The sequence below is a fragment of the Winogradskyella undariae genome (assembly GCF_013285155.1).
GTDB classification, from domain to species: Bacteria; Bacteroidota; Bacteroidia; order Flavobacteriales; family Flavobacteriaceae; genus Winogradskyella; species Winogradskyella undariae.
The window spans coordinates 390,710-413,815 of the sequence record NZ_JABTEL010000002.1 but is presented as its reverse complement, the minus strand read 5'-3'; the positions used below and the strand labels follow the sequence as shown (position 1 = coordinate 413,815).

Genomic DNA, 23,106 nt, shown 5'->3' with positions numbered 1-23,106 from the left:
AACTTAACCAATGAAGTTATCAAAAATTATAAGTATTGCGATACTATTTTTGAGTGTTTCTACTGCCTTTGCTCAGCAGTTACCTCAATTTACGCAGTATATGTTTAACACTATTTCTATAAATCCGGCATATGCAGGAAGTAGAGAAACGCTAAGTGTTGTAGGTTTACATAGAAGCCAATGGGTCGGTTTAGAAGGCGGCCCCGAAACACAAACATTATCAGTTCATTCTCCTTTAAGAAATGAAAACATGGGTGTAGGTTTATCCTTTATCAATGATAAACTAGGTTATGAAAATTTTTCATACCTATATGCAGATTATTCATACACCATTAAAGCTAGTGAAAATGTAAAATTAGCATTTGGAGTAAAAGGAGGTCTAACACATTACAGTTTAGACGAAGAGTTGTTAACTGATCCATCTGTAGTAAATGACCAATTTTTCAATGATGTATCTAATCGTTGGAGTCCAAATTTTGGTGCAGGTTTGTATTTGCATTCATCGCGTTGGTACCTTGGACTTTCTTCTCCAAGAATACTAAGCACAGATTACAATAAAGGAGAAAATGGTTCTGTTGATTATGTTGCTACAGAACGTAATAGTTATTACTTTACTGGTGGTTATGTTTTTGATTTAAGTAAAAACGTAAAGCTAAAACCTTCAGCATTGTTAAAAGCTACAAACGGAGCTCCTTTATCTTTTGATATTTCAGCAAACTTTCTGTTCAATGATAAACTTTGGTTAGGCGGTGCCTATAGAGTTAATGAAAATGCAGCTGCTTTTGGTGGTATTGCAGATTTTCAAATATCAAAACAATTAAGAATTGGTTATGCATATGAATACCCAATATCAGATTTAAGACCATACACTAGTGGTACACATGAAGTATTACTAATGTTTGAAGTCTTTAAAAGTAAACGTATTAAATCGCCTAGATATTTCTAAAAAGACCCCAATTATGAAGACCAAAATATTAGCGCTCGTTATAGTTTTAAGTAGTTCTTTCTCTTTTGCCCAAACAAAATTGGCAGATAAATTTTTTGAGAACTATGGTTATGTAAAGGCCATAGAATTATACGAAAAAGCAGTTGAAAAAGGAAGTAATAGTGCCCACGTATTAACACGTTTGGGTGATGCATATTACAATAATTCTAATTCTGAAAAAGCCGTTTACTGGTATCAGAAAGCATTAGAAGAACATGACGATATTGAAACTGAGTATATTTATAAATATATACAATCGCTTAGAAGTGTAGGAAACTACAAAGAAGCAGATGTATGGTTTAAAAAACTTAGCGAAGCACAACATGGAGACAGTAGACTTACAGGTTATAACCCTGATGAAGTTGATATCTTTGATAAATTAACATCTAAGAATAATGATGTTGTAGTAGAAATTGAAAATTTAGATTTCAATACTGAAAATTCTGATTTTGGACCTTATATGTTTAATAACACTCTTTACTTTGCTTCTGCAAATAGTAATGATAAAAAAGTATATAATTGGAATAAGGAACCTTTCTTAGATATATTTCAAACTGAAGTTACTATCGAAGAAGATGGAACTCAAACTTATGGTACTTCTAGCGAAATTAATGCAAAAGGAATAAATACAGATTATCATGAAGCTTCTATAGCGATTACAAATGATGGTCAAACTATGTATTTTACTAGAGATAATACTAGTAAAAGAAATCGCTTAAAATACGATAAGGAAGGAACGACTCACCTTAAGATTTTTAAAGCAACGTTAGTTGATGAACAATGGTCTAATGTAGAAGAACTTCCTTTTAACAATGATTTATATTCTACAGGTCACCCAGCTTTAAGTACTGATAACAAAACATTATTTTTTGTTTCTGATCGTGAAGGTGGTTTTGGTCAAACAGATATATATTCCGTTACAATTAATGAGGATGGGACTTATGGAGAACCTACAAATCTAGGAGAAGATGTTAATACTGAAGGAAGAGAAATGTTTCCTTTTGTAAGTGATGATAACACATTTTACTTTTCTTCTGATGGACATCTAAACTTAGGATTATTAGACATTTTTAAGTCTGATATATTACAAGTTGAAATACCTTCAAGCCCTGTAAATATTGGAGCACCTTTTAATAGTGGTTATGATGATTTCGCATATTTTATAGATAGTGAAACTCAAAAAGGTTACTTCTCTTCTAATAGACCAGAAGGTAAAGGAAGTGATGATATCTATAGTTATTCTATAACTGAATGTAACCAACAAATAACAGGTGTTGCAAGAGAACAAAGAACAGATATTATTTTAAGTGGTGTTACTATTCAACTTATTGACGAAACTGGTAAAATTATTGAAGAAGTTATTACAACAGAAGATGGAGCTTATACATTTGATGTTGAATGTGACAAATCATATACGCTATTAGGTACAAAATCTGATTATGCGGATGATAAAGCTTCTATTACTACAGGTAATGAAAATGAAAAAGTAAACACTTTAGATTTATCATTGAGACCATTAATAATGGAAAATCAAATTGTTATTAATCCTATATTCTTTGACTTTGATAAATCAGATATAAGAACGGATGCTGAATACGAATTAGAAAACATAGTAGATGTACTTCGTAAACACCCAGAAATGATTATTAAAATTGAATCTCATACAGATAGTAGAGGTCGTGATAAATACAACTTAAAATTATCTGATAGACGTGCAAAATCAACTAGAGATTATATTTTATCTAGAGATATTAGTTCTGATAGAATTGAAAGCGCTATAGGTTATGGTGAAACACAACTTCTTAATGACTGTGGAAATGGTTCTAAATGTACTAAAGAAGAACATCAATTAAATAGACGTTCTTATTTTTATATTATTGATAGTGTTCAAGAATAAAATCACAAAACTTTAATACAATAAAAAAAGCAAGCCTATATAGGCTTGCTTTTTTTATTTGTTACAATTTTAATATCAAAAAAACAGATATTAATAAAGGGCAATCTGAGTTTGGTATTAAAAAAAGTAAAAGCAATTAAAATGATGAAACATATATTATTATTAATCTTGCTTTTCATAAATCTAAATATTCATTCTCAAAACTTAAAAGGAAGCATTTTATACAAAGAAACTAAAGAACACCTAACCTATGCTAATTTTGTTATTAAAGATAAGAATATAGGCACTTATAGTAATGAAAATGGTAAGCATGATATTTCTGTTTCTAAAGCATTTATTAAAGAAACACTAGTAATATCACTTATCTTACCAAACAATAAAACGAAGCTTAAAAAGCTTTATTAATATAGTAGATTCGATATATAACATAGAACTTGAACCTATGACAGAAGCTTTAGATGAAGTTTTGATTTTTAATAAAAAAAAGAAATATGAAAATAAAAAAGTAAATCTTTCAACTGGAACAAGAAAACAAACATTTCCTGCTTCAGTAACGGATGGTTCAGAAACAGCAACATTAATTAAAAACCCAAAACATAAAAAAGGAAAATTAACTGAACTTCATTTAAAATTGAATTATATAAGTAATGAAGATTATAAGACATATCAAACCTATTACAGATTAGCTTTTTATGCTATAAAAGATAATGGATATCCTGGAGAGATTTTATATTATGAAAATATCATTATAAAACCAGATATAAATACAAGAAATCACAAACTAAATTTTGAAGATAAAACAATTCCTTTTACAGAAAAAGGAATATTTATAGGCATTGAGACAGTAAAGCCAAATAGTGTTAAACTAGAGACATCAATGTATCTAACAACTCCAAATATTCTTTATACGCATTCAAAACAAAATTTAGAATATTCACGTTATCGTTCTAATAATTGGAACAAGAAAACACGAAAATCTGTTTTTAAAAAAAGTTGTACGCTGTTACTTTTATTGAGATCAAAGTAGTGTAGGAAAAGACAAAGATTAATCAAATTAAGAATAAAGTAAACAGAAATTTATTTATTGATAAACATATTTGTAAAATACCATTTTCCATTACTGTTTTGTTCTGCTGACACATCAAAATGAGTAAAATCACCAACAATATTTTCTAAATGACTAGGACTAGCTATCCAAGCATTTACAACTGATTCTGCAGAATTAAAACCATAAGCTACATTTTCTGAAACGTGATTTGCACTTGCATTCTCTTCTAAACTCTGTTTTCTCAAAAAGAAATTATCATGAGACACATTATTTACTTCAATCATATAATCCGTATGTGTAGAAGCTACAGCTTTAACCGTTGTGTGTTGCTCTAACAAACTTAAGCCTTCATTAATTCTATAGGCATTAATAAGTTCCATTATTTCTATTTCAATTTCTTTTGCATCAGGTGGCGTCGGAATTTCTATAGAGTTAACAACATCTTCATCCATGCTATCTGTTGCGCATGATGTAATACTAAGTAGGGCTAAAACAACCAGTATAGGTAGTAGTTTAGTAATTTTCATAATGTTAGGTTAATTAGGTTTGGGACTGCTAAATTAACCTCATAACTGTGGTAAACTGTTAATAAAATGTTAAAATCGACAAACAACATGTATTTCATCGATTTTTAATGCGAATAATCGATGAAATACCTTTTTTATAAACAAAAACATGAATTACAGCGTAAAAAAAAGTATTTCATCGGTTTTAGATAATTATATTCTACAGAGAAACTATTCATAAAGATTAGACAAATTGAAACTATTTCACATTTTAAAATTGTAGAAAATTTTAATAAAAAAATATAAAACATCTCGTTTTAGTTATAATCAAGGTGCTAAACGTTCAATTTTCCAATTAAAATCTTCTTGTAATTGGTATCGAATTCTATCGTGAAGCCTGTTTGGTCTTCCTTGCCAAAATTCAATTTCAACAGGTTTAATAATAAATCCACCCCAATGCTTAGGACGTTCAATTTCTTGACCTTTAAACTTTGTCTCTAAAACTTTAAGCTTATTTTCTAATTCAGCTCTATCTTTTACGACATCACTTTGATTAGAAACAATGGCTCCTATTTGACTTCCTCTAGGTCGTGATTCAAAATAACCATCACTTAAATTCTCTGAAATCTTTTCGGCTTTACCTTTTATAATAATTTGTCGTTCTGCAGATGGCCAAAAAAATGATAAACAAACATTAGGGTTTTCTATAATAGCCTTTCCTTTTTCACTATTATAATTGGTATAAAAGATGAAACCTTCATAAGTATATTTTTTAAGTAGCACTACTCTACTCTTTGGATATCCATCTAAACCTATTGTTGATACCGTCATTGCATTAGCTTCTTCAACATCAAAATTATTATCTACTTCATAAAACCATTTTTGAAATAACTCCATTGGATTATCATTAATGTTCTCTTCTAGTAGTTCTTGCTTTTCGTAAGACTTTCTATAATTACCTAGGTCTGTATTCATTACATTTTATTTTATGATTTTCTACTGAAATAATTTCTACAATTGCTTTATTCATGATAAATTTAAGGATTAAAATATATAAATGAAGTTTGAATACAGTAAATATTCTAAGCATGTAGCTTATGAAAAAGTCGAATTTTCTTTTGGTATTTTTTATGCCACTAAATATTTTTTATTATCTGAATTAAATGAAGGTATACATGTAGATTATGATATTGCCGGACAAATAGTTTCAAGGTTTAGTGACTATATAGACAAAGGAATTAAGATTTGTTATATCTCAAATCGTATCAATTCTTATTCTATTAAACCACAAATTTGGGCTGAGTTTAATAATGAATATGATACTTTTATTGCGTCTGCTATTGTAACCTATACAGATTTCAGTTATCTCAACGCTTCTTTAGAAAAACAATTTTTTAATAAAAGTCTCAAGCGTTGTAAAAGTTTAGATGAAGCTATAGAATGGGTAATGAGTTTAGAAGAACTTAATCAAAATTAAACGCTTTACCATCTTTTGCTAAATCTACATTGTTAAAAACAGTTTGAGCTTCTGTTTTAAACTCATTATAGTCATTATAACGCGTAGAATAATGTCCGAGTACTAATGTGCCAACATTTGCTTTTTTAGCGATTGTAGCTGCTTGTTTTGCCGTACTGTGCCTTGTTGGCTTGCAAAGGTTTTCATTCTTCTCTAAAAATGTAGATTCATGATATAATACTGTACAATTCTTAATTATTGGAATTATTTCTTCATGATAAGCAGTATCACTACAAAAGGCATAACTCTTTGCTGGTATTGCATCTTTTGTAACTTTTTCATTGCTAATTAAAACTCCGTCTTCATTAACAACATCAAACCCTTGTTTTAATTTTCTGTAATAAGCCATATCAATATTAGCTTCATTAACTAAATTAATATCTAATTTACGTTCATTCTCTTTTTCTTTAAAAAAAAATCCATTAGTATAAATACGATGTTTTAAAGGAATTGTGTGTACTTCAACTTTATCATCTTCGTAAATTAATTCTGAAGATTTAGATTCTAATTCATGAAAAATTAAAGGATAATTTGTCCAACTACCAGACAACTTCATTTGAAGTGTAATAAGTTCTTTTAAACCTTTTGGTGCATAAATATGAAGTTCTGTTTCTCTAGTTAAAAGACTAAACGTATTAACTAAACCAATCAATCCAAAATAATGATCACCGTGTAAATGTGAAATAAAAATGTGCTTAATTCTAGAAAACTTAACCTTATTGCGTCTTAACTCTACCTGAGTACCTTCTCCACAATCAATAAGAAATATATGGTTTTTAATTTCTAAAACCTGTGACGTAGGGTTGGTATTGGTACGAGGTGTTGCACTATGACAACCTAGAATAGTTAATTTCATTAAATAGTTTATGCGTTTATGTTTAGAGTTTATAAACTTAAAAACAAACTCAAAGCTACTTTTAGAATCCTAAATCGCGCTCTATATCTTCCATTTCAATAAGATCATAAGCTTCTTGCAGGGTTGGAACAACAGCGAGTTCATCTGGGACTTGATCTAAATCAACTTTCTCAGATACAATAACAAAGCTCTTTTTAGATGCCCTATGATTGTTGCTTAAACGTAAAAATTCTAATATATCTTCTTTTGGTATTTTTTCTAAACTAGAAAGTTTAATAATAAGGTGGTAATTTTTATGTGCATCATAAATACCTTCAATCTTATTAACTAAAGCCTTTACTGATGTTATTTCTTGAGTAATTATTGTTGTATTTCCGTCTCTTCCTATAATCATATTCTATTGTTTTATTTTAGATGCTAAAAGATAAATAGCTGCCATCCTAACCGCTACTCCATTTTCTACTTGATTTAAAATAATGGCTTGCTTAGAATCTGCTACATCACTTGTTATTTCTACACCTCTATTTATGGGTCCTGGGTGCATAATCACAATCTCTTTATCTAAACTATCTAATAGCTGTTTATTAACGCCAAATTGTTGTGTATATTCTCTAGTAGAAGGAAAATAACTAATATCCATTCGCTCGTTCTGAACTCTAAGCATATTAGCAACATCGCACCACTGTAAAGCTTTTCTTAGATTGGTTTCTACCTTAACACCTAAATCTTTAATGTACTTAGGAATTAACGTTTTTGGTCCACAAACCATAACATTAGCACCTTGTAATTGCAATGCATATATATTTGAAAGCGCAACTCTACTATGTAATATATCTCCGACAATTACTACATTTTTACCTTTAACACTTCCTAATGTTTCTCTTATTGAGTAAGAATCTAACAAGGCTTGTGTAGGATGTTCATGTGCTCCATCACCGGCATTAATAATACTTGCATTTACATGTTTTGAAAGAAAGACTCCTGCACCAGGATTTGGGTGACGCATCACAACCATATCTACCTTCATTGATAAAATATTATTTACAGTATCGATTAAAGTTTCACCTTTTTTAACTGAAGATTGAGATGCCGAAAAATTAATAACATCTGCTGATAATCTTTTTTCAGCAAGTTCAAATGATAACTTTGTACGTGTAGAATTTTCAAAAAACAGATTTGCAATCGTTATATCTCTAAGTGAAGGTACCTTTTTAATAGGTCTATTAATCACTTCTTTAAACTGATCTGCAGTTTCAAAAATAAGGTCGATATCTTGTTTCTTAAGATATTTAATTCCTAATAAGTGATTCACACTTAATTCGCTCATCTTTTTAAGTCTTCAGTTGGCAGTATTCAGTATTCACCCTGAAATCACTACCTAATTGTTTATATTTTTATTTTCGAGTTCAATGTGATCTATTTATCTACTAAATAAACAGCATCTTCTCCTTCGTTTTCTGCCCATTTAACAATCACTTTCTGATTATCAATGGCATCTACTTGTTGTCCTTTATAATTAGGTTGAATAGGTAAATGTCTACTAAAACGTCTATCTATAAGAGTTAATAACTCAATATCCTTAGGTCTTCCAAAAGACTGAATGGCTGTCAGTGCAGACCTTATACTTCTACCGGTATATAAAACATCATCAATAAAGACTACATTTTTATCTTCTACTATAAAATTAATGATAGTGGTATTAGCTTCTAAAGGTTTATCCCCTCTTCTAAAGTCGTCTCTAAAAAATGTAATATCTAAATGTCCAAGTTGAATATTCTTAATCTTGTACTCTTCGGTTAGCATTTTTGCTAAACGATCGGCTAAAAACTTCCCTCTTGGTTGAATACCAATTAATACTGTTTCAGAAAAATCATCATGATTTTCAATGAGTTGACAAGCCAATCTGTGAAGGGTAATATTGACTTCTTTAGAGTTAAGTAGTACTTTCTGACTCATATAATTTCCAAGCATTGTTGGTTAACAAAGTTAAGCTAAAAAAAATTATTTACAATAGTTATTTTAATGTGTTTCGTTGTTTATTACTGTTACCCTGAGTAACAAAGATGTACTGAAAGATTCACAAAGAATTATTTGAAAAGTTAGAATTTAAACAAAAAAAAGCCTCTCGAAAATCGAGAGGCTTAATATAATAGATTAATGAAATTCTTATGTTATAAGAATTTGGGATTATTTTTTCCCGTCCATTTTATCTTTAAGAGCTTGTAAAGCATCATTTGCATCACCTAAAGTTGGTTTAGATTCAGCTGCTTGAGCTTCTGCTTTTCTTACAGCTTGCTTAACAATCTTAGCTTCTTCTTCTCTAAATAGAGCAGTATGAGATGCTACAACACGTTTGAATTCTTTATTAAATTCAATGATCTTGAATTCAGTTTCTTCACCTTTAACAAGTTTAGAACCGTCTTCTTTCTCTAAATGACGTGCTGGTACAAATGCAACGATATCTTCGTTAAAATCAATTGTTGCTCCTTTATCTACCATCTCAGTGATCGCAGCTTTGTGAGTTGTACCTAAAGCATATTCAGTTTCATATTTATCCCAAGGGTTTTCCTCAGTTTGTTTATGACCTAAAGATAATTTACGACCTTCAACATCTAATTCTAATACAACAACATCTAAAGTATCACCTACATTACAGAATTCTGATGGATGCTTAATTTTCTTAGTCCAAGATAAATCAGAGATATAAATTAACCCGTCAATTCCTTCTTCTAATTCAACAAAAACACCAAAGTTTGTAAAGTTACGTACAATACCTGAATGCTTAGAACCTACAGGATACTTAGTAGTGATATCAGTCCATGGATCTGGTGTTAATTGCTTAATACCAAGAGACATTTTTCTGTCTTCTCTATCTAAAGTTAAGATAACAGCATCGATTTCATCTCCTACAGATACGAAATCTTGAGCTGAACGTAAATGCGTTGACCAAGACATTTCACTTACGTGAACTAATCCTTCTACACCTTCTTCTACTTCAACAAAAGCACCGTAATCAGCGATTACAACAACTTTACCTTTTACTTTATCTCCAACTTTTACAGTTTCTCCTAAAGCTTCCCAAGGATGTTTAGATAATTGTTTAAGACCTAATTGGATTCTTGATTTGTTTTCATCAAAATCAAGGATTACAACATTTAATTTCTGATCTAACTCAACAATCTCATTTGGATGGTTGATACGAGACCAAGATAAATCTGTAATGTGAACTAAACCATCTACACCACCAAGATCGATAAACACACCATAAGAAGTAATATTTTTTACAATACCTTCTAATACTTGTCCTTTTTCTAGTTGACCAATGATTTCTTTCTTTTGTTCTTCGATATCAGCTTCGATTAACGCTTTATGAGAAACAACTATATTCTTGAATTCGTGGTTGATTTTCACAACTTTAAATTCCATAGTTTTGTTTACATACTGATCGTAATCTCTAATAGGCTTCACATCAATTTGAGAACCTGGTAAGAATGCTTCAATACCAAATACGTCAACGATCATACCACCTTTAGTTCTGCATTTCACAAAACCGTTTACGATTTCGCCAGTATCATGTGCGTTATTTACACGTTCCCATGCTTTAATAACACGCGCTTTTCTGTGCGATAATACTAATTGACCAGTTGCATCTTCACGCACATCAATTAATACTTCTACTTTATCACCTACAGCTAAGTTAGGATTGTAACGGAATTCGTTAAGTGAAATTACACCTTCAGATTTTGCGTTAATATCAATAATAGCATCACGGTCAGTGATAGTAATTACAGTACCTTCTACTACTTCGTCATCTAAAGTGTCAACGAAATTTTCTGATACTAATTTTTCAAATTCTTCTAATTTAGTATCCGCTACTTGCTCAATTCCTTCTTCGTAATTGTGCCAATCGAATTCTTTTAAGAATTTTTCTGGGTTTGCTTGTGCTTCAGAGATTACTGGAGCTGCTGCTTCAGTTGCTTCAACTTCAGCTTGGTTTGTTTCTTTTTCAGACATTTGTTCTGAATAAAAATTTGTATTCTGTATCTTTTGAAAGATTTGCGAAAAATTTACAGAAGTTATTATTAAATTTGTTTTATCCCTTTCCTTACTTTCTTGTATTCGCTAAAAAGGAGTGCAAAAGTACTACTTATTATTCTGAAAACCAAACACTAAATTATGTGACTTTATTTTAATTAGTGTGTCTTAATTAATAAGATACCTGTTTATGACTTATAGTTCTAAATTTTAATTCATTAATAATTGGTATATTTACATATAAACATTATAACAATTTAAACTACATACTATTATGGTAAAAGCAAAATATCAAGATGTTCTTGACTTAGGAGAAAAATTAAACATTAAAGAAGGTAAAGTTGAAGAAGCTGACGGAAAATTAAAAGTTTGGGGAACAGCAGCAACGCCTTATGACAAAAACTTAATTTGGGATAAGATTAAAGAAATTGGTGGTGATAACCCAGCAGATATCGTAGCAGATATTAAAGTTGAAGATGAATCAGTTTTCGCAAGACATACTGTAACTTCTGGTGAAACTTTAGGGAAAATTGCTAAGCAATATTATGGTCAGCCAGCTAAATATCAAAAAATATTTGAGGCAAATACTGATATTTTAAAGAATCCTGATGTAATTCATCCTGGTCAAGAATTAATTATTCCTAATTTATAATAGGAATAAAGCATTCTAAAAAGAAAAGCGACTTATCAATTACTAAATGTAATGAGATAAGTTGCTTTTTTTTATTTTAAAATTAATTGATTAGCCATTTCACTAATAGAAGCTAATTGTTCTTCTATTGTTAAATATGAATTATCAATTTCAATAGCATCTTCCGCTTTTACCAAAGGAGAATCTTCTCTTGTAGAATCTATATGATCTCTTGTTGTTACATTTTCAAGCACATCTTCATAACTTAAATCATGACCACGCTCTAATAATTCTTTATAACGACGTGTTGCTCTGGTTTCTGCTGATGCAGTCATAAATATTTTTAATTCGGCTTCAGGAAAAACAACAGTTCCAATATCACGACCATCCATTACAATACCTTTATCTTTTCCCATGATTTGTTGTTGCTCTACCAACTTACTTCTCACTTCAGATAATGTAGCTACTGGACTTACATATTTTGAAACTTTAAGTGTTCTAATATCTGATTCAATATTCTTTCCGTTTAAATAAACTTCAGCAAAGCCTAAGGTTTCATTAAACTTAAAAGTAATATTTATCTGTTCTAAACTCCCTATTAAAGCTTCCTCTTTAAAGAAACCTTCACCGATATATTCGTTTTCTAAAGCAAAATATGCTACCGCTCTATACATCGCACCTGTATCTACATAAATATAGTTCAGTTTTTTTGCTAATTGTTTAGCTACTGTACTTTTTCCTGTAGATGAAAAACCATCTATAGCAATGATAATTTTACTCATTATTGTATCATTTAATTTATCGTCTTCGACTATCTAAATCTATTTGAAGCCCAAAGAAACTTGTATTTGAAGCGCCACTATATCTCGCATGCGTATAACTAAATCGCATTTTGTTTAATTTAATTCCTATACCAACTGAAAGACCTGAGAAGTTTCTTTGGTCTACAATTCGTAATTCTTCTGCACGTCTAAAGTTATAGCCTAATCTAACATTAAAACCTCCTTCAGGAAATAATTCTGCTCCTAAAATAAGATGTCGTAATCCTTCACTAATAAAACTAACTTTCTCTTGGGTTTGATTACCTTCTAAATCTGTTGTAGCTCTTGCTGGATTTGAAACTGCTATTGGCCATTTTTGTAAATTCTCTAAAGTAAGATGCCAACGTATTGGTACATTTTCTAAAGTTTGAGACATCCCAAAATTAACTTCTAACGGCAAAGGTTCTTTTTCGCCTGCATAGGTAGAAAACTGAGTTCCTATATTCCTAATGGTTAATGCAGCATGAAAATCTAGTTTTTCATTTATATACATCCCTCCAAAATCTATTGCGCCTCCAACTGAATTATACTGTTCTAATGCCGAAGTAATAATTTTAACATTGGCACCAACATAAAAATCTGTGTATGGAATGTTATAATTATAGCCTGCAGAAATGGCTGTTTCATTACCACTGAATGTTCCTGTTGAATTTCCATCAACATCATAACCATCAAACGAACCGTAATTAATATAGGTAACACCAATATGAAACGTCTGTACGTGCCTATCCCAAGTGTATGCGTAAGCTGCAGTTCCGTAACTTATGTCACCCAAGTAACTCGAATAATTTACAGCTAACTGATTACTCATTTTATAATTAATAGAAGCAGGATTGTAAAGTGCTTCTGTAACATCATCATCAAAGTTTGTAATTATCTTACCTCCTAAAGCTGCTTGCCTAGGCGAGGATACCAAATTTAAAAATTGGTATGTAGCTTCGCCTCCTAATTGCGCGAATGCAGGCAGAGCTATAAGCATACAAAGTAAAATGGAAATCCTTTTAATCATAGATTTTGCAAAATAACTAAATCTATCTTAAAACGATGAGAAGATTTTTTTATTTTTTGAAAGCTGTTCTTTTCTAATTTAATTTCAATTTTTGTCCAATAATTATTAAATCACTAGTCAAACCGTTTAATTCTTTAATAATCTTTACAGTAATTCCATTATTAAGAGCAATACGATATAAATTGTCTCCACTTTTAACTAAATGAAAAGAACTATCTTTAGTTTGATTTTTAATTTCGAAACTTTTAACACGAAGTTTTTTACCAACACGTATAAGATTAGAGTTTAAATTATTTATGCGTTTTAACTTTTGTACGCTTAAATGAAATTGATTAGATATACCATATAAAGTATTTCCTGATTTTACAATATAAAAATTTGAAGTTAAATTCCCTAAAGAACTCGCTGCACTTTTTTCTTTTACTACTGCTTCCTTTATTGGGTAAAGTTGAAAATCTAAATTTTTAACCCAAAGCTTTTGTCCCACATCAATTAATGTGGTTTCTAGTTTATTGGCACGCATTAATTCTGTTAGAGAGACTTTATATTTTTTAGATAAATCTAACAAAGTCTCTCCTTCTTTTACACTATGAAATTCTACAATATTTGAATCTAAAATTTCATTTACGCCTGATTTTTTAGTGTAAATCGACGATGTATTAACAGAATCTATTTTAGTACCTGCAGCTATATTTTCAAGTTTAACTACAGTAATTTCACCTGTAGCGATATCAAATATTGCTGGCTCACCATCTAATATAACATCTTTAAAATTTGTTTCTTCTTGAGCAATAACTTGTATGCAAGCTATAAGACTAATTAAAAATGCTACGATTAGTTTAAAGCTTTTTTGCATTTTCTACTTTCTGTTTTGTTAATGCAAGTTTTAAAACATCACTCATATCTTTTACATAGTGAAACGTTAAACCTTTTAGATATTCTTGTTTAATTTCTTCGATATCTCTTCGGTTATCTTCACAAAGTAAAATTTCTTTGATACGCGCACGTTTTGCTGCTAAGATCTTTTCTTTAATTCCACCTACAGGCAATACTTTACCTCTCAAAGTAATTTCACCTGTCATGGCTAAGCTCTTTTTCACTTTACGTTGTGTAAATAAAGAAACTAAAGACGTTAACATTGTTACACCTGCACTAGGTCCATCTTTAGGAGTTGCTCCTTCTGGCACGTGAATATGAACATTATACTTACTAAAAATCTCTGGATTAATTCCGAATTCTTCAGCATTTGCTTTAATGTATTCCATAGCAATTGTTGCAGACTCCTTCATCACCTTACCTAAATTCCCTGTAATAGATAAAGTTCCTTTTCCTTTAGATAGAATAGATTCTATAAATAAAATATCACCACCAACACTTGTCCAAGCTAAACCTGTTACAACTCCAGCAACATCATTATTTTCATATTTATCGCGCTCCATTCTAGGACTACCTAAGATTTCTATAATATCTTCATTAGAAATTTTAATATTATATTCCTCTTCCATTGCAATATTTTTAGCTGCATAACGCACCATTTTTGCAATTTGCTTCTCTAACCCTCTTACTCCTGATTCTCGTGTATAACCTTCAACTATTTTTTCGAGTTGTGGTTTTGCTATTTTTAAAGAAGAGCTATCTAAACCATGCTCTGTTAATTGCTTTGGTAATAAATGTCTTTTTGCAATTTCAACTTTTTCTTCAATAGTATAACCTGTTACATTAATGATTTCCATACGGTCTCTTAATGCAGGTTGAATGGTATTCATGCTATTAGAAGTCGCAATGAACATCACCTTAGATAAATCATACCCCATTTCTAAGAAATTGTCGTAAAATTCACTGTTTTGCTCAGGATCTAAAACCTCTAACATAGCAGAAGATGGATCGCCTTGACTTCCTGTAGAAAGTTTATCTATTTCATCTAATACAAATACAGGGTTTGATGTTTTTGCTTTTTTCAAACTCTGAATAATTCGTCCTGGCATTGCACCAATATAGGTTTTTCTATGACCACGAATTTCTGCTTCATCACGTAAACCACCTAGTGAAATTCTCACATATTCTCTACCCAATGCTTCTGCAACAGATTTACCTAAAGATGTTTTACCAACACCTGGAGGTCCGTAAAGACATATAATTGGAGACTTCATATCATTACGAAGTTTTAATACGGCTAAATATTCAATGATTCTTTTCTTAACATCTTCTAGTCCGAAATGATCACGGTTTAATATTTTTTCGGCACGTTTTAAATCAAATTTGTCCTTGCTAAACTCATTCCAAGGTAAATCTAAAAACAAATCTAAATAATTACGTTGAATAGAATACTCAGCCACCTGAGGATTCATACGTTGCATTTTTGCTAATTCTTTTTCAAAGTGTTCCTTTACTTTGTCGTCCCACTTCTTTTTCTTAGCACGTGTTTTCATTTCTTCAATTTCTTCACCTGCAGACACACCTCCACCCAATTCTTCTTGGATTGTTTTCATTTGTTGATGCAAGAAATATTCACGTTGCTGTTGGTTCATATCACTTTGAACCTTAGACTGAATATCGTTTTTAAGTTCTAACTTCTGAAATTCAAGATTCATGAATTTCAAAGTTTGAAGCGCACGTTCTTTAAGATCATTAATCTTTAACAGCTCTTGCTTCTCCTCTACATTGAGGTTCATGTTAGACGACACAAAGTTGACTAAGAATGAATCACTTTCAATATTTTTAATAGCAAAACTAGCTTCCGAAGGAATATTTGGACTTTCCTTTATAATCTCTAAAGACAAATCTTTAATAGAATCTATAATCGCTTTAAATTCCTCGTTATCTTTTGCCGGTTTAGCTTCTTCAATATCAGAAATTGTAGCTGTTAAATATGGTTTTTCTGAAATAACTTCGTTAATCTCAAAACGTTTTTTACCCTGAATAACAACTGTTGTGTTACCATCAGGCATTTTTAAAACTTTTAAGATACGTGCAACAGTACCCGTTTTATAAATATCTTTTGCTGTAGGATTTTCTACAGATTCATCAATCTGAGACACAACCCCTATAACTTTTCCACCTTTATTAGCATCATTAATTAATTTTATAGATGCATCTCTTCCCGCTGTAATCGGAATAACAACTCCTGGAAATAAAACCGTATTTCTCAACGGCAAAATTGGTAAAGAATTTGGTAAAGATTCGTTATTTATTAATTCTTCATCTTCTGGAGTCATCAATGGAATTAACTCTGAATTCTCATCAAAATCCTGAAATGACAGATTGTCTAAGTTTAAAAAATTTGATTTTCCCATATATATATTTAAGTCATTCTGTCATTATTACACACAGAATAACATGCTTTTAAATGTATTAAAAATTAACTTCATACTGAATATCAAAACATTATAAGATATCTAAAGTTATTCACACTACTCTAAATTCAATTGTTATGCCATTACCTTTGATTGACAAAAAAGGTTTTAAATTAGAAATAAAATTGTCACTTTGAATGAATTGATACAATGATAATCGGATAAATTAATATTGAAGAGTAATTAAGTAAATGTTTTTGAGAATTTTTGCTGAAGTTCTACTTAGCCATCTTGATGTTAGATTTTGAAAATTTCATAATATAATCGAACTGACGAGATCAGATATTAAAATATTTAAAAATAAACTGTAACACTTTAAAAAAGTAACCATCTATAAGTAAAAGCAATTGTTTTTTGACATCAACCAATCAAAATATCGAACAGTTATTACAGCTTTGTCAATCTGGAAACCAACGTGCACAGTTGGAAATTTATAACAGATATAACAAAGCAATGTATAACACAGCCCTCAGAATTATAAAAGATTCTTTTAAGGCTGAAGACATAATGCAAGAATCTTTTTTAACAGCTTTTACAAAATTAAATACGCTAGAAGACGCTAATATGTTTGGCTCATGGTTGAAACGAATCGTGATAAACAATAGTATTAGCTATTACAACAAAACTATAAAACAAAACGAAGTACCATTAGATACTGTGATTTATAAAGTAGAAGATGATATGGGTATTGTTGAAAGTGAACCCATAAACGAAAAAGCAAAACAGATTTTAGATGTTATGAAAACGCTAAAATCTAATTACAGTTTAAGCCTAACATTACATTTAATTGAAGGTTACGATTACGAAGAAATCTGCGAAATAATGGATATTACATATGCCAATTGCAGAACAATGATCTCTAGAGCAAAAGAGAGTTTACGCAAGAAATTAGTATTGAATTAATTATGAAAAAAGATAATTTGGAAAGCTTATTTGATAATTTGAAGGATCAATTTAATATTGAAACTCCTCAAAACCATCATGAGCATAGATTTTTAGAAAAGTTGAAAGCACATAATTCCAATTCAACTGAAATTAAAAAGCGATCTCGTTTTAACTGGAAACCTTTTTTAGCAATTGCAGCAACTATAGTAATTTGTTTCGGATTATTTACAGCATTACCAAACCAACCTGAAACTTTAGACTTAGCCAGCGTATCACCTGAAATGTCTGAAACACAAGACTTTTTTACAGTTACTATTGAAAATGAATTAAAGAAATTAAACAAAGAGCGTTCTCCCTTAACTGAACAAATTATTACAGATGCTTTGGTACAAATTCAAATACTTGAAAAAGATTATAAAAAATTAAAAATAGATTTAACAGAAAGTGGAAAAAACCAACGTGTTATTTATGCAATGATTACCAACTTTCAAAATAGAATAGATATTTTAAATACCGTATTAGAACAAATTGAAACCGTTAAACAATTCAAATCCAACTCAAATGAAAACATTATATAAGTTCTTTTTCTTTTTACTACTGCTACCAACAGTTATGTTAGCAACAAACGGGAAACCTAAAGTGGCAAAACACGAAAAACAGAAAACCTTAAAAAAATCATTTAATGTAAATGCTGATGCTACATTTAATATCACCAGCAGATATGGGAACATTGATATTATTACTTGGGACGAAAACCGCATTGATATCCAAGTCACCATTAAAGTAAGTGGTAATAATGAAAACAAGGTTAACGAAAGATTGAACGAATTAGATGTTGCTTGGCAATCTGCACCTCATAAAGTTACAGCAATTTCTTCAATTGGCGGCAACAGTTATGATACGTCTTGGTGGAACAAAAAATTAAGTAATAATGTAAATATAGAAATTAACTATTTAGTTAAAATGCCTATTACAAACAACGTAAAGCTCTTTAATGATTATGGTTATATTAATCTAGATAGAATTGAAGGCAATGCTTATATAAAATGTGATTATGGAAAAGTAACCACCAAGGAATTGATGGGTAAGGATAATACAATACGATTGAGTTATACTAAAAACAGCTATTTTGAATTTATAAACAACGGAACAATTGAAGCTGATTATAGCGAATTTACCGTCGCCAAAGCCAAAGATTTAAATCTAGAAGCCGATTACACAACTTCTGTAATTGAAATCGCTGAAAATGTAGTTTACGAATGTGATTATGGTTCAGTAAAAATTGACAACATTAACAATTTAGATGGTAATGGAGATTATTTAGCTTTACGATTGGGTACTGTCTTTAAAACTGTTAAAATTAGATCTGATTATGGTTCCATAAAAATTGACCGGTTAGTGACAAAAACTAAGACTGTAGATATAAATTCTGAATTTACAGGAATAACAATTGGATTTGATGCTGATTGTAAATTCAATTTTAATATTGGAATTGACTATGGATCTTTTAGAGAACCTGAAGGTTTAACTTATATAACGAAAAATGAAAGCGGTATTGGAAAGGAGTATCTTGGATTTTATGGTGATAAAAATACTGAGAATTTAGTGCTTATAGAGTCTGAATATGGCAGTATCACTTTAAAAAACAATTAAACACAAAACCAACAAAGCTATAAAAATACAATTCCTTATAAATGAACGCGTGTTATTTTACCTACCAACGCTCGTTCATTTTTTTTATGTTTAAAACATCGTGAATAACTCCCTTTTTTCCTTAGAATTTTATATGTTAAATCACGTAGAAAAAAAGTAAATTTGCTTTTTATTAAACACAACTCAAATACAATACATAAATGATTCATTTCTTCGGGAACCAAAGCAGTAAGGTTTTTGCTGTTCAAGCAACAAAAGAATTATCAACAGAAACTATATCTAAACTGACATGGTTATTTGGCGACCAATCAAAAATAGAACAAGCATCACTCGATGCTTTTTTTGTTGGACCAAGAGCTGCGATGATTACACCTTGGAGTACAAATGCTGTAGAAATCACTCAGAATATGGGTATTTCAGATATCTTAAGAATTGAAGAATTTACTTCAGTTGTTGAAGATTACAAGGATTACGATCCTATGATTTCTGAAAAATACAAGAGTTTAAATCAAGGTATTTTTAAAATTGACATTCAACCTGAAGCCATTTTAAATATTGAAGATATTTCGGCTTACAATCAACAAGAAGGTTTATCGCTTAGTGATGAAGAAGTAGAATATTTAGAAAGTGTTTCTAAAAAAATAGATCGACCATTAACCGATTCTGAAGTTTTTGGATTTTCTCAAGTTAACTCAGAACATTGTCGGCATAAAATATTCAACGGAACTTTTGTAATTGATGGAGAAGAAATGCCAACTTCATTATTCAAATTAATAAAGGAAACATCTAAACAATTTCCAAACGATATTGTTTCAGCATATAAAGATAATGTTGCTTTTATAAAAGGTCCTAAAGTGGAGCAATTTGCACCTAAAACGGCAGATAAACCCGATTTTTATGAAACTAAAGATTATGAATCTGTAATTTCATTAAAAGCAGAAACACACAATTTCCCAACAACTGTTGAGCCTTTTAACGGAGCTGCAACAGGTTCTGGTGGAGAAATTAGAGATAGACTTGCTGGCGGAAAAGGTTCTTTACCTTTAGCAGGAACCGCTGTTTACATGACTTCTTACTCTCGTTTAGAAGAAAACAGACATTGGGAAAATAAATTTGAAGCTAGAGAATGGCTGTATCAAACACCAATGGATATTTTAATAAAAGCCTCTAATGGAGCATCTGATTTTGGAAACAAATTTGGACAACCTTTAATTACAGGTTCTGTATTAACTTTTGAGCACCAAGAAAATGCTTCAGTAAGTGATTCTCCGGCAAGAAAATTAGGATACGATAAAGTGATTATGCAAGCGGGTGGTATTGGCTACGGAAAAGCAGATCAGGCGATAAAAGATGTTCCTAAAAAAGGAGATAAAATTGTAATCCTAGGTGGTGACAACTACAGAATTGGTATGGGAGGCGCAGCTGTTTCTTCTGCTGATACAGGCGAATTTGCATCAGGAATTGAATTAAATGCAGTACAACGTTCTAACCCAGAAATGCAAAAACGTGCTGCAAATGCGGTTCGTGGTATGGTAGAAAGTGAAGAAAACTTTATTGTTTCTATTCACGATCACGGTGCTGGTGGACATCTTAACTGTTTATCTGAACTTGTTGAAGATACAGGTGGAAAAATTGATTTAGACAAACTTCCTGTTGGTGACCCTACCCTATCGGCTAAAGAAATTATTGGTAATGAATCTCAAGAACGTATGGGATTAGTTATTGGTGAACAACATTTAGAAACTTTACATAAAATAGCTGACAGAGAACGTTCTCCTATTTATGATGTTGGTGAAGTTACAGAAAATGACCGCTTTACTTTTGAATCTAATTCTACAGGTGAAAAACCTATGGATTTAGCTTTAGAAGATATGTTTGGTTCATCTCCTAAAACAATAATGACAGATAAAACTGTTATCAGAAAATATAAAAACCCACGTTACAAAACGAAAAATTTAGAAATCTATCTAAAACAAGTTTTACAACTTGAGGCTGTTGCGTGTAAAGATTGGTTAACAAATAAAGTAGACCGTTGTGTTGGTGGTAAAGTTGCCAAGCAACAATGTGTTGGCCCATTACAAATTCCGTTAAATAACGTTGGCGTAATGGCTTTAGATTATAATGGTAAAGAAGGTGTTGCAACGTCTATTGGGCATGCGCCTATTTCTGCACTAATTAATCCAGAAGCAGGAAGTAGAAATGCTATAACAGAATCTTTAACCAACCTAATATGGGCACCTTTAAAAGATAATTTACATTCTGTTTCTTTATCTGCAAACTGGATGTGGCCTTGTAAAAATGAAGGTGAAGATGCCCGTTTATATAAAGCTGTAAAAGCGGTTTCAGAATTTTCTATTGGTTTAGGAATTAATATCCCAACAGGAAAAGATTCTTTATCTATGAAACAGAAATATACAGATGGAGACGTAATTTCTCCAGGAACTGTTATTATTTCTGCTGCAGGAAACTGTAATGAAATCACTAAGGTTGTAGAACCTGTTTTACAAATTGATGGTGGAAATATTTACTACATCAATATTTCTCAAGATGACTTTAAATTAGGAGGAAGTTCTTTTAACCAAGCATTAAATGCTATTGGAAATGAAACTCCTGATGTTACAAATACAGATTTTGTAAAAAATACATTTAATACCATTCAAGACTTAATTAAAGCAGATAAGATTAAAGCAGGACACGATGTGGCTTCTGGAGGTTTAATTACAACCTTATTAGAAATGTGTTTTGCAGATGTTAATTTAGGTGCAGATTTAAATATTAAATCTTTAAATGAAGAAGATTCTATTAAAGTTTTATTCTCAGAAAATTCAGGAATTGTTTTTCAAGCAGATGCTTCTGTAGAAACTGTTTTATCAGAAAATAATATTGAATTTTTTAATATAGGTGAAGCTAATACGTCAGGAATTGTAACGATTAAAAATAGCGAAGACGACTTCTCTTTTAATGTTACAGAACTAAGAGATGTTTGGTTTAAAACGTCTTTCTTATTAGATCAAAAACAAACGGCTAATAATTTAGCACAAGATCGTTTTGACAACTATAAGAATCAAGCGTTAGATTTTAAATTCCCATCTCATTTTACAGGGAAATTAAAAGATGCGCTTACTACAGACAATTCGCGTCCTAAAGCGGCAATCTTAAGAGAAAAAGGATCTAACTCTGAACGTGAAATGGCTAACGCTATGTATTTAGCAGGTTTTGATGTTAAAGATGTTCATATGACAGACTTAATTTCTGGTCGTGAAACATTAGAAGATATTCAGTTTTTAGGAGCTGTTGGTGGTTTTAGTAACTCGGATGTTTTAGGTTCTGCTAAAGGTTGGGCCGGAGCCATTAAATACAATGATAAAGCCAATAAAGTGATCAACGATTTCTTTAAAAGAGAAGATACACTTTCTGTAGGAATTTGTAATGGAGCACAACTTTGGATGGAATTAGATTTAGTGAACCCAGAGCATGAAACTCATGGAAAACTGACTTATAATGATTCTCATAAACACGAAAGTGGATTTACATCTGTAGAAATTCAGAAAAATAATTCAGTTATGCTTTCTTCTTTAGAAGGTGCTACTTTAGGAGTTTGGATTTCTCATGGAGAAGGAAAATTTACGCTTCCTTATTCTGAAGACAAATATAATATTGTAGCTAAATATGGTTATGCAGAATATCCTGCAAATCCAAATGGATCTGATTTTAACACTGCAATGCTTTGTGACAAAACAGGAAGACATTTAGCAACTATGCCACATATTGAACGTTCAATTTTTCAATGGAACTGGGCCAATTACCCACAAGATAGAAAAGATGAAGTTTCACCTTGGCTAGAAGCTTTTGTAAATGCTAAAAAATGGATTGAAGGTTCTAAAGACTAAATTTTCACTAATTTAGGTTTT

At 30.8% G+C, this 23,106-nt stretch carries 21 protein-coding genes; 10 read left to right on the top strand and 11 right to left on the bottom strand.

The window, feature by feature from the left end; all coding sequences use genetic code 11:
- The first annotated feature begins 10 nt into the window (after window positions 1-10).
- The 4 genes from HSX10_RS04250 (at window position 11) to HSX10_RS04235 (ending at window position 3,909) form a co-directional block, all read left to right on the top strand.
- Complete coding sequence (locus tag HSX10_RS04250) at window positions 11-946, top strand: PorP/SprF family type IX secretion system membrane protein (RefSeq protein WP_173586963.1); 936 nt, start codon at window positions 11-13, stop codon at window positions 944-946.
- A 13-nt stretch (window positions 947-959) separates the two neighbouring features.
- Window positions 960-2,882 (top strand): OmpA family protein, encoded by a 1,923-nt coding sequence (locus HSX10_RS04245; RefSeq protein WP_173586962.1) that lies wholly within the window; start codon window positions 960-962, stop codon window positions 2,880-2,882.
- Between the two features lie 141 nt (window positions 2,883-3,023).
- A complete protein-coding gene (locus HSX10_RS04240; protein WP_173586961.1) occupies window positions 3,024-3,287 on the top strand; it encodes a peptidase associated/transthyretin-like domain-containing protein in 264 nt (87 codons plus the stop codon).
- A gap of 37 nt (window positions 3,288-3,324) precedes the next feature.
- The gene (locus tag HSX10_RS04235; protein WP_173586960.1) at window positions 3,325-3,909 is read left to right on the top strand and encodes a hypothetical protein; all 585 of its coding nucleotides are present in this window, start codon (window positions 3,325-3,327) and stop codon (window positions 3,907-3,909) included.
- A gap of 50 nt (window positions 3,910-3,959) precedes the next feature.
- Here the strand turns inward: HSX10_RS04235 and HSX10_RS04230 are convergent, their stop codons facing one another.
- The gene (locus HSX10_RS04230; protein ID WP_173586959.1) at window positions 3,960-4,457 is read right to left on the bottom strand and encodes a CAP domain-containing protein; all 498 of its coding nucleotides are present in this window, start codon (window positions 4,455-4,457) and stop codon (window positions 3,960-3,962) included.
- Between the two features lie 306 nt (window positions 4,458-4,763).
- Entirely contained in the window at window positions 4,764-5,411 is a 648-nt protein-coding gene (pdxH, locus tag HSX10_RS04225) for a pyridoxamine 5'-phosphate oxidase (protein ID WP_173586958.1), read from the bottom strand.
- A gap of 82 nt (window positions 5,412-5,493) precedes the next feature.
- Between pdxH and HSX10_RS04220 the strand changes: the two genes are divergently transcribed.
- Window positions 5,494-5,913: a hypothetical protein gene (locus tag HSX10_RS04220; protein WP_173586957.1), complete on the top strand. Its 420-nt coding sequence runs from the start codon at window positions 5,494-5,496 to the stop codon at window positions 5,911-5,913.
- Here the strand turns inward: HSX10_RS04220 and HSX10_RS04215 are convergent.
- From HSX10_RS04215 to rpsA, 5 genes are all read right to left on the bottom strand, one after another.
- Window positions 5,900-6,808 (bottom strand): ribonuclease Z, encoded by a 909-nt coding sequence (locus HSX10_RS04215; protein ID WP_173586956.1) that lies wholly within the window; start codon window positions 6,806-6,808, stop codon window positions 5,900-5,902. The two genes, HSX10_RS04220 and HSX10_RS04215, sit on opposite strands and share 14 nt — an antisense overlap.
- 61 nt (window positions 6,809-6,869) lie before the next feature.
- On the bottom strand, window positions 6,870-7,202 hold the full coding sequence (locus tag HSX10_RS04210) for a ribonuclease Z (protein WP_173586955.1): 333 nt from the start codon (window positions 7,200-7,202) through the stop codon (window positions 6,870-6,872).
- 3 nt (window positions 7,203-7,205) lie between these two features.
- Window positions 7,206-8,135 (bottom strand): aspartate carbamoyltransferase catalytic subunit, encoded by a 930-nt coding sequence (locus HSX10_RS04205; RefSeq protein WP_173586954.1) that lies wholly within the window; start codon window positions 8,133-8,135, stop codon window positions 7,206-7,208.
- Between the two features lie 89 nt (window positions 8,136-8,224).
- Window positions 8,225-8,764, bottom strand: a complete 540-nt coding sequence (gene pyrR, locus HSX10_RS04200; RefSeq protein ID WP_173586953.1) for a bifunctional pyr operon transcriptional regulator/uracil phosphoribosyltransferase PyrR — start codon at window positions 8,762-8,764, stop codon at window positions 8,225-8,227.
- Window positions 8,765-8,995: 231 nt separating this feature from the next.
- A complete protein-coding gene (gene rpsA, locus HSX10_RS04195) occupies window positions 8,996-10,822 on the bottom strand; it encodes a 30S ribosomal protein S1 (RefSeq protein ID WP_173586952.1) in 1,827 nt (608 codons plus the stop codon).
- A 295-nt stretch (window positions 10,823-11,117) separates the two neighbouring features.
- On the opposite strand from rpsA, the gene HSX10_RS04190 reads away from it, so the two are divergent.
- Window positions 11,118-11,495 carry a LysM peptidoglycan-binding domain-containing protein gene (locus HSX10_RS04190; RefSeq protein ID WP_173586951.1) on the top strand — a complete coding sequence of 126 codons (378 nt, stop codon included), beginning with the start codon at window positions 11,118-11,120 and terminating at the stop codon, window positions 11,493-11,495.
- Window positions 11,496-11,566: 71 nt separating this feature from the next.
- Here HSX10_RS04190 and cmk read toward each other — a convergent pair whose 3' ends face one another.
- The 4 genes from cmk to lon all read right to left on the bottom strand — a co-directional run bounded on the left by cmk (window position 11,567) and on the right by lon (window position 16,597).
- Entirely contained in the window at window positions 11,567-12,256 is a 690-nt protein-coding gene (gene cmk, locus HSX10_RS04185) for a (d)CMP kinase (RefSeq protein ID WP_173586950.1), read from the bottom strand.
- Window positions 12,257-12,272: 16 nt separating this feature from the next.
- Window positions 12,273-13,304, bottom strand: coding sequence for a type IX secretion system protein PorQ (gene porQ, locus HSX10_RS04180; protein ID WP_173586949.1), 1,032 nt, complete (start codon window positions 13,302-13,304; stop codon window positions 12,273-12,275).
- 73 nt (window positions 13,305-13,377) lie between these two features.
- Window positions 13,378-14,160: a LysM peptidoglycan-binding domain-containing protein gene (locus HSX10_RS04175; protein WP_173586948.1), complete on the bottom strand. Its 783-nt coding sequence runs from the start codon at window positions 14,158-14,160 to the stop codon at window positions 13,378-13,380.
- A complete protein-coding gene (gene lon, locus HSX10_RS04170) occupies window positions 14,144-16,597 on the bottom strand; it encodes an endopeptidase La (RefSeq protein WP_173586947.1) in 2,454 nt (817 codons plus the stop codon). The genes HSX10_RS04175 and lon overlap by 17 nt, the downstream gene beginning before the upstream one ends.
- 414 nt (window positions 16,598-17,011) lie before the next feature.
- On the opposite strand from lon, the gene HSX10_RS04165 reads away from it, so the two are divergent.
- The 4 genes from HSX10_RS04165 (at window position 17,012) to purL (ending at window position 23,085) form a co-directional block, all read left to right on the top strand.
- Window positions 17,012-17,560 (top strand): RNA polymerase sigma factor, encoded by a 549-nt coding sequence (locus HSX10_RS04165; RefSeq protein WP_173586946.1) that lies wholly within the window; start codon window positions 17,012-17,014, stop codon window positions 17,558-17,560.
- Window positions 17,561-17,562: 2 nt separating this feature from the next.
- Window positions 17,563-18,120, top strand: coding sequence for a hypothetical protein (locus HSX10_RS04160; RefSeq protein ID WP_173586945.1), 558 nt, complete (start codon window positions 17,563-17,565; stop codon window positions 18,118-18,120).
- On the top strand, window positions 18,104-19,195 hold the full coding sequence (locus HSX10_RS04155) for a DUF4097 family beta strand repeat-containing protein (RefSeq protein ID WP_173586944.1): 1,092 nt from the start codon (window positions 18,104-18,106) through the stop codon (window positions 19,193-19,195). Before HSX10_RS04160 ends, HSX10_RS04155 begins: the two co-directional genes overlap by 17 nt.
- 200 nt (window positions 19,196-19,395) lie before the next feature.
- Entirely contained in the window at window positions 19,396-23,085 is a 3,690-nt protein-coding gene (purL, locus tag HSX10_RS04150) for a phosphoribosylformylglycinamidine synthase (protein WP_173586943.1), read from the top strand.
- Window positions 23,086-23,106 lie beyond the last annotated feature (21 nt).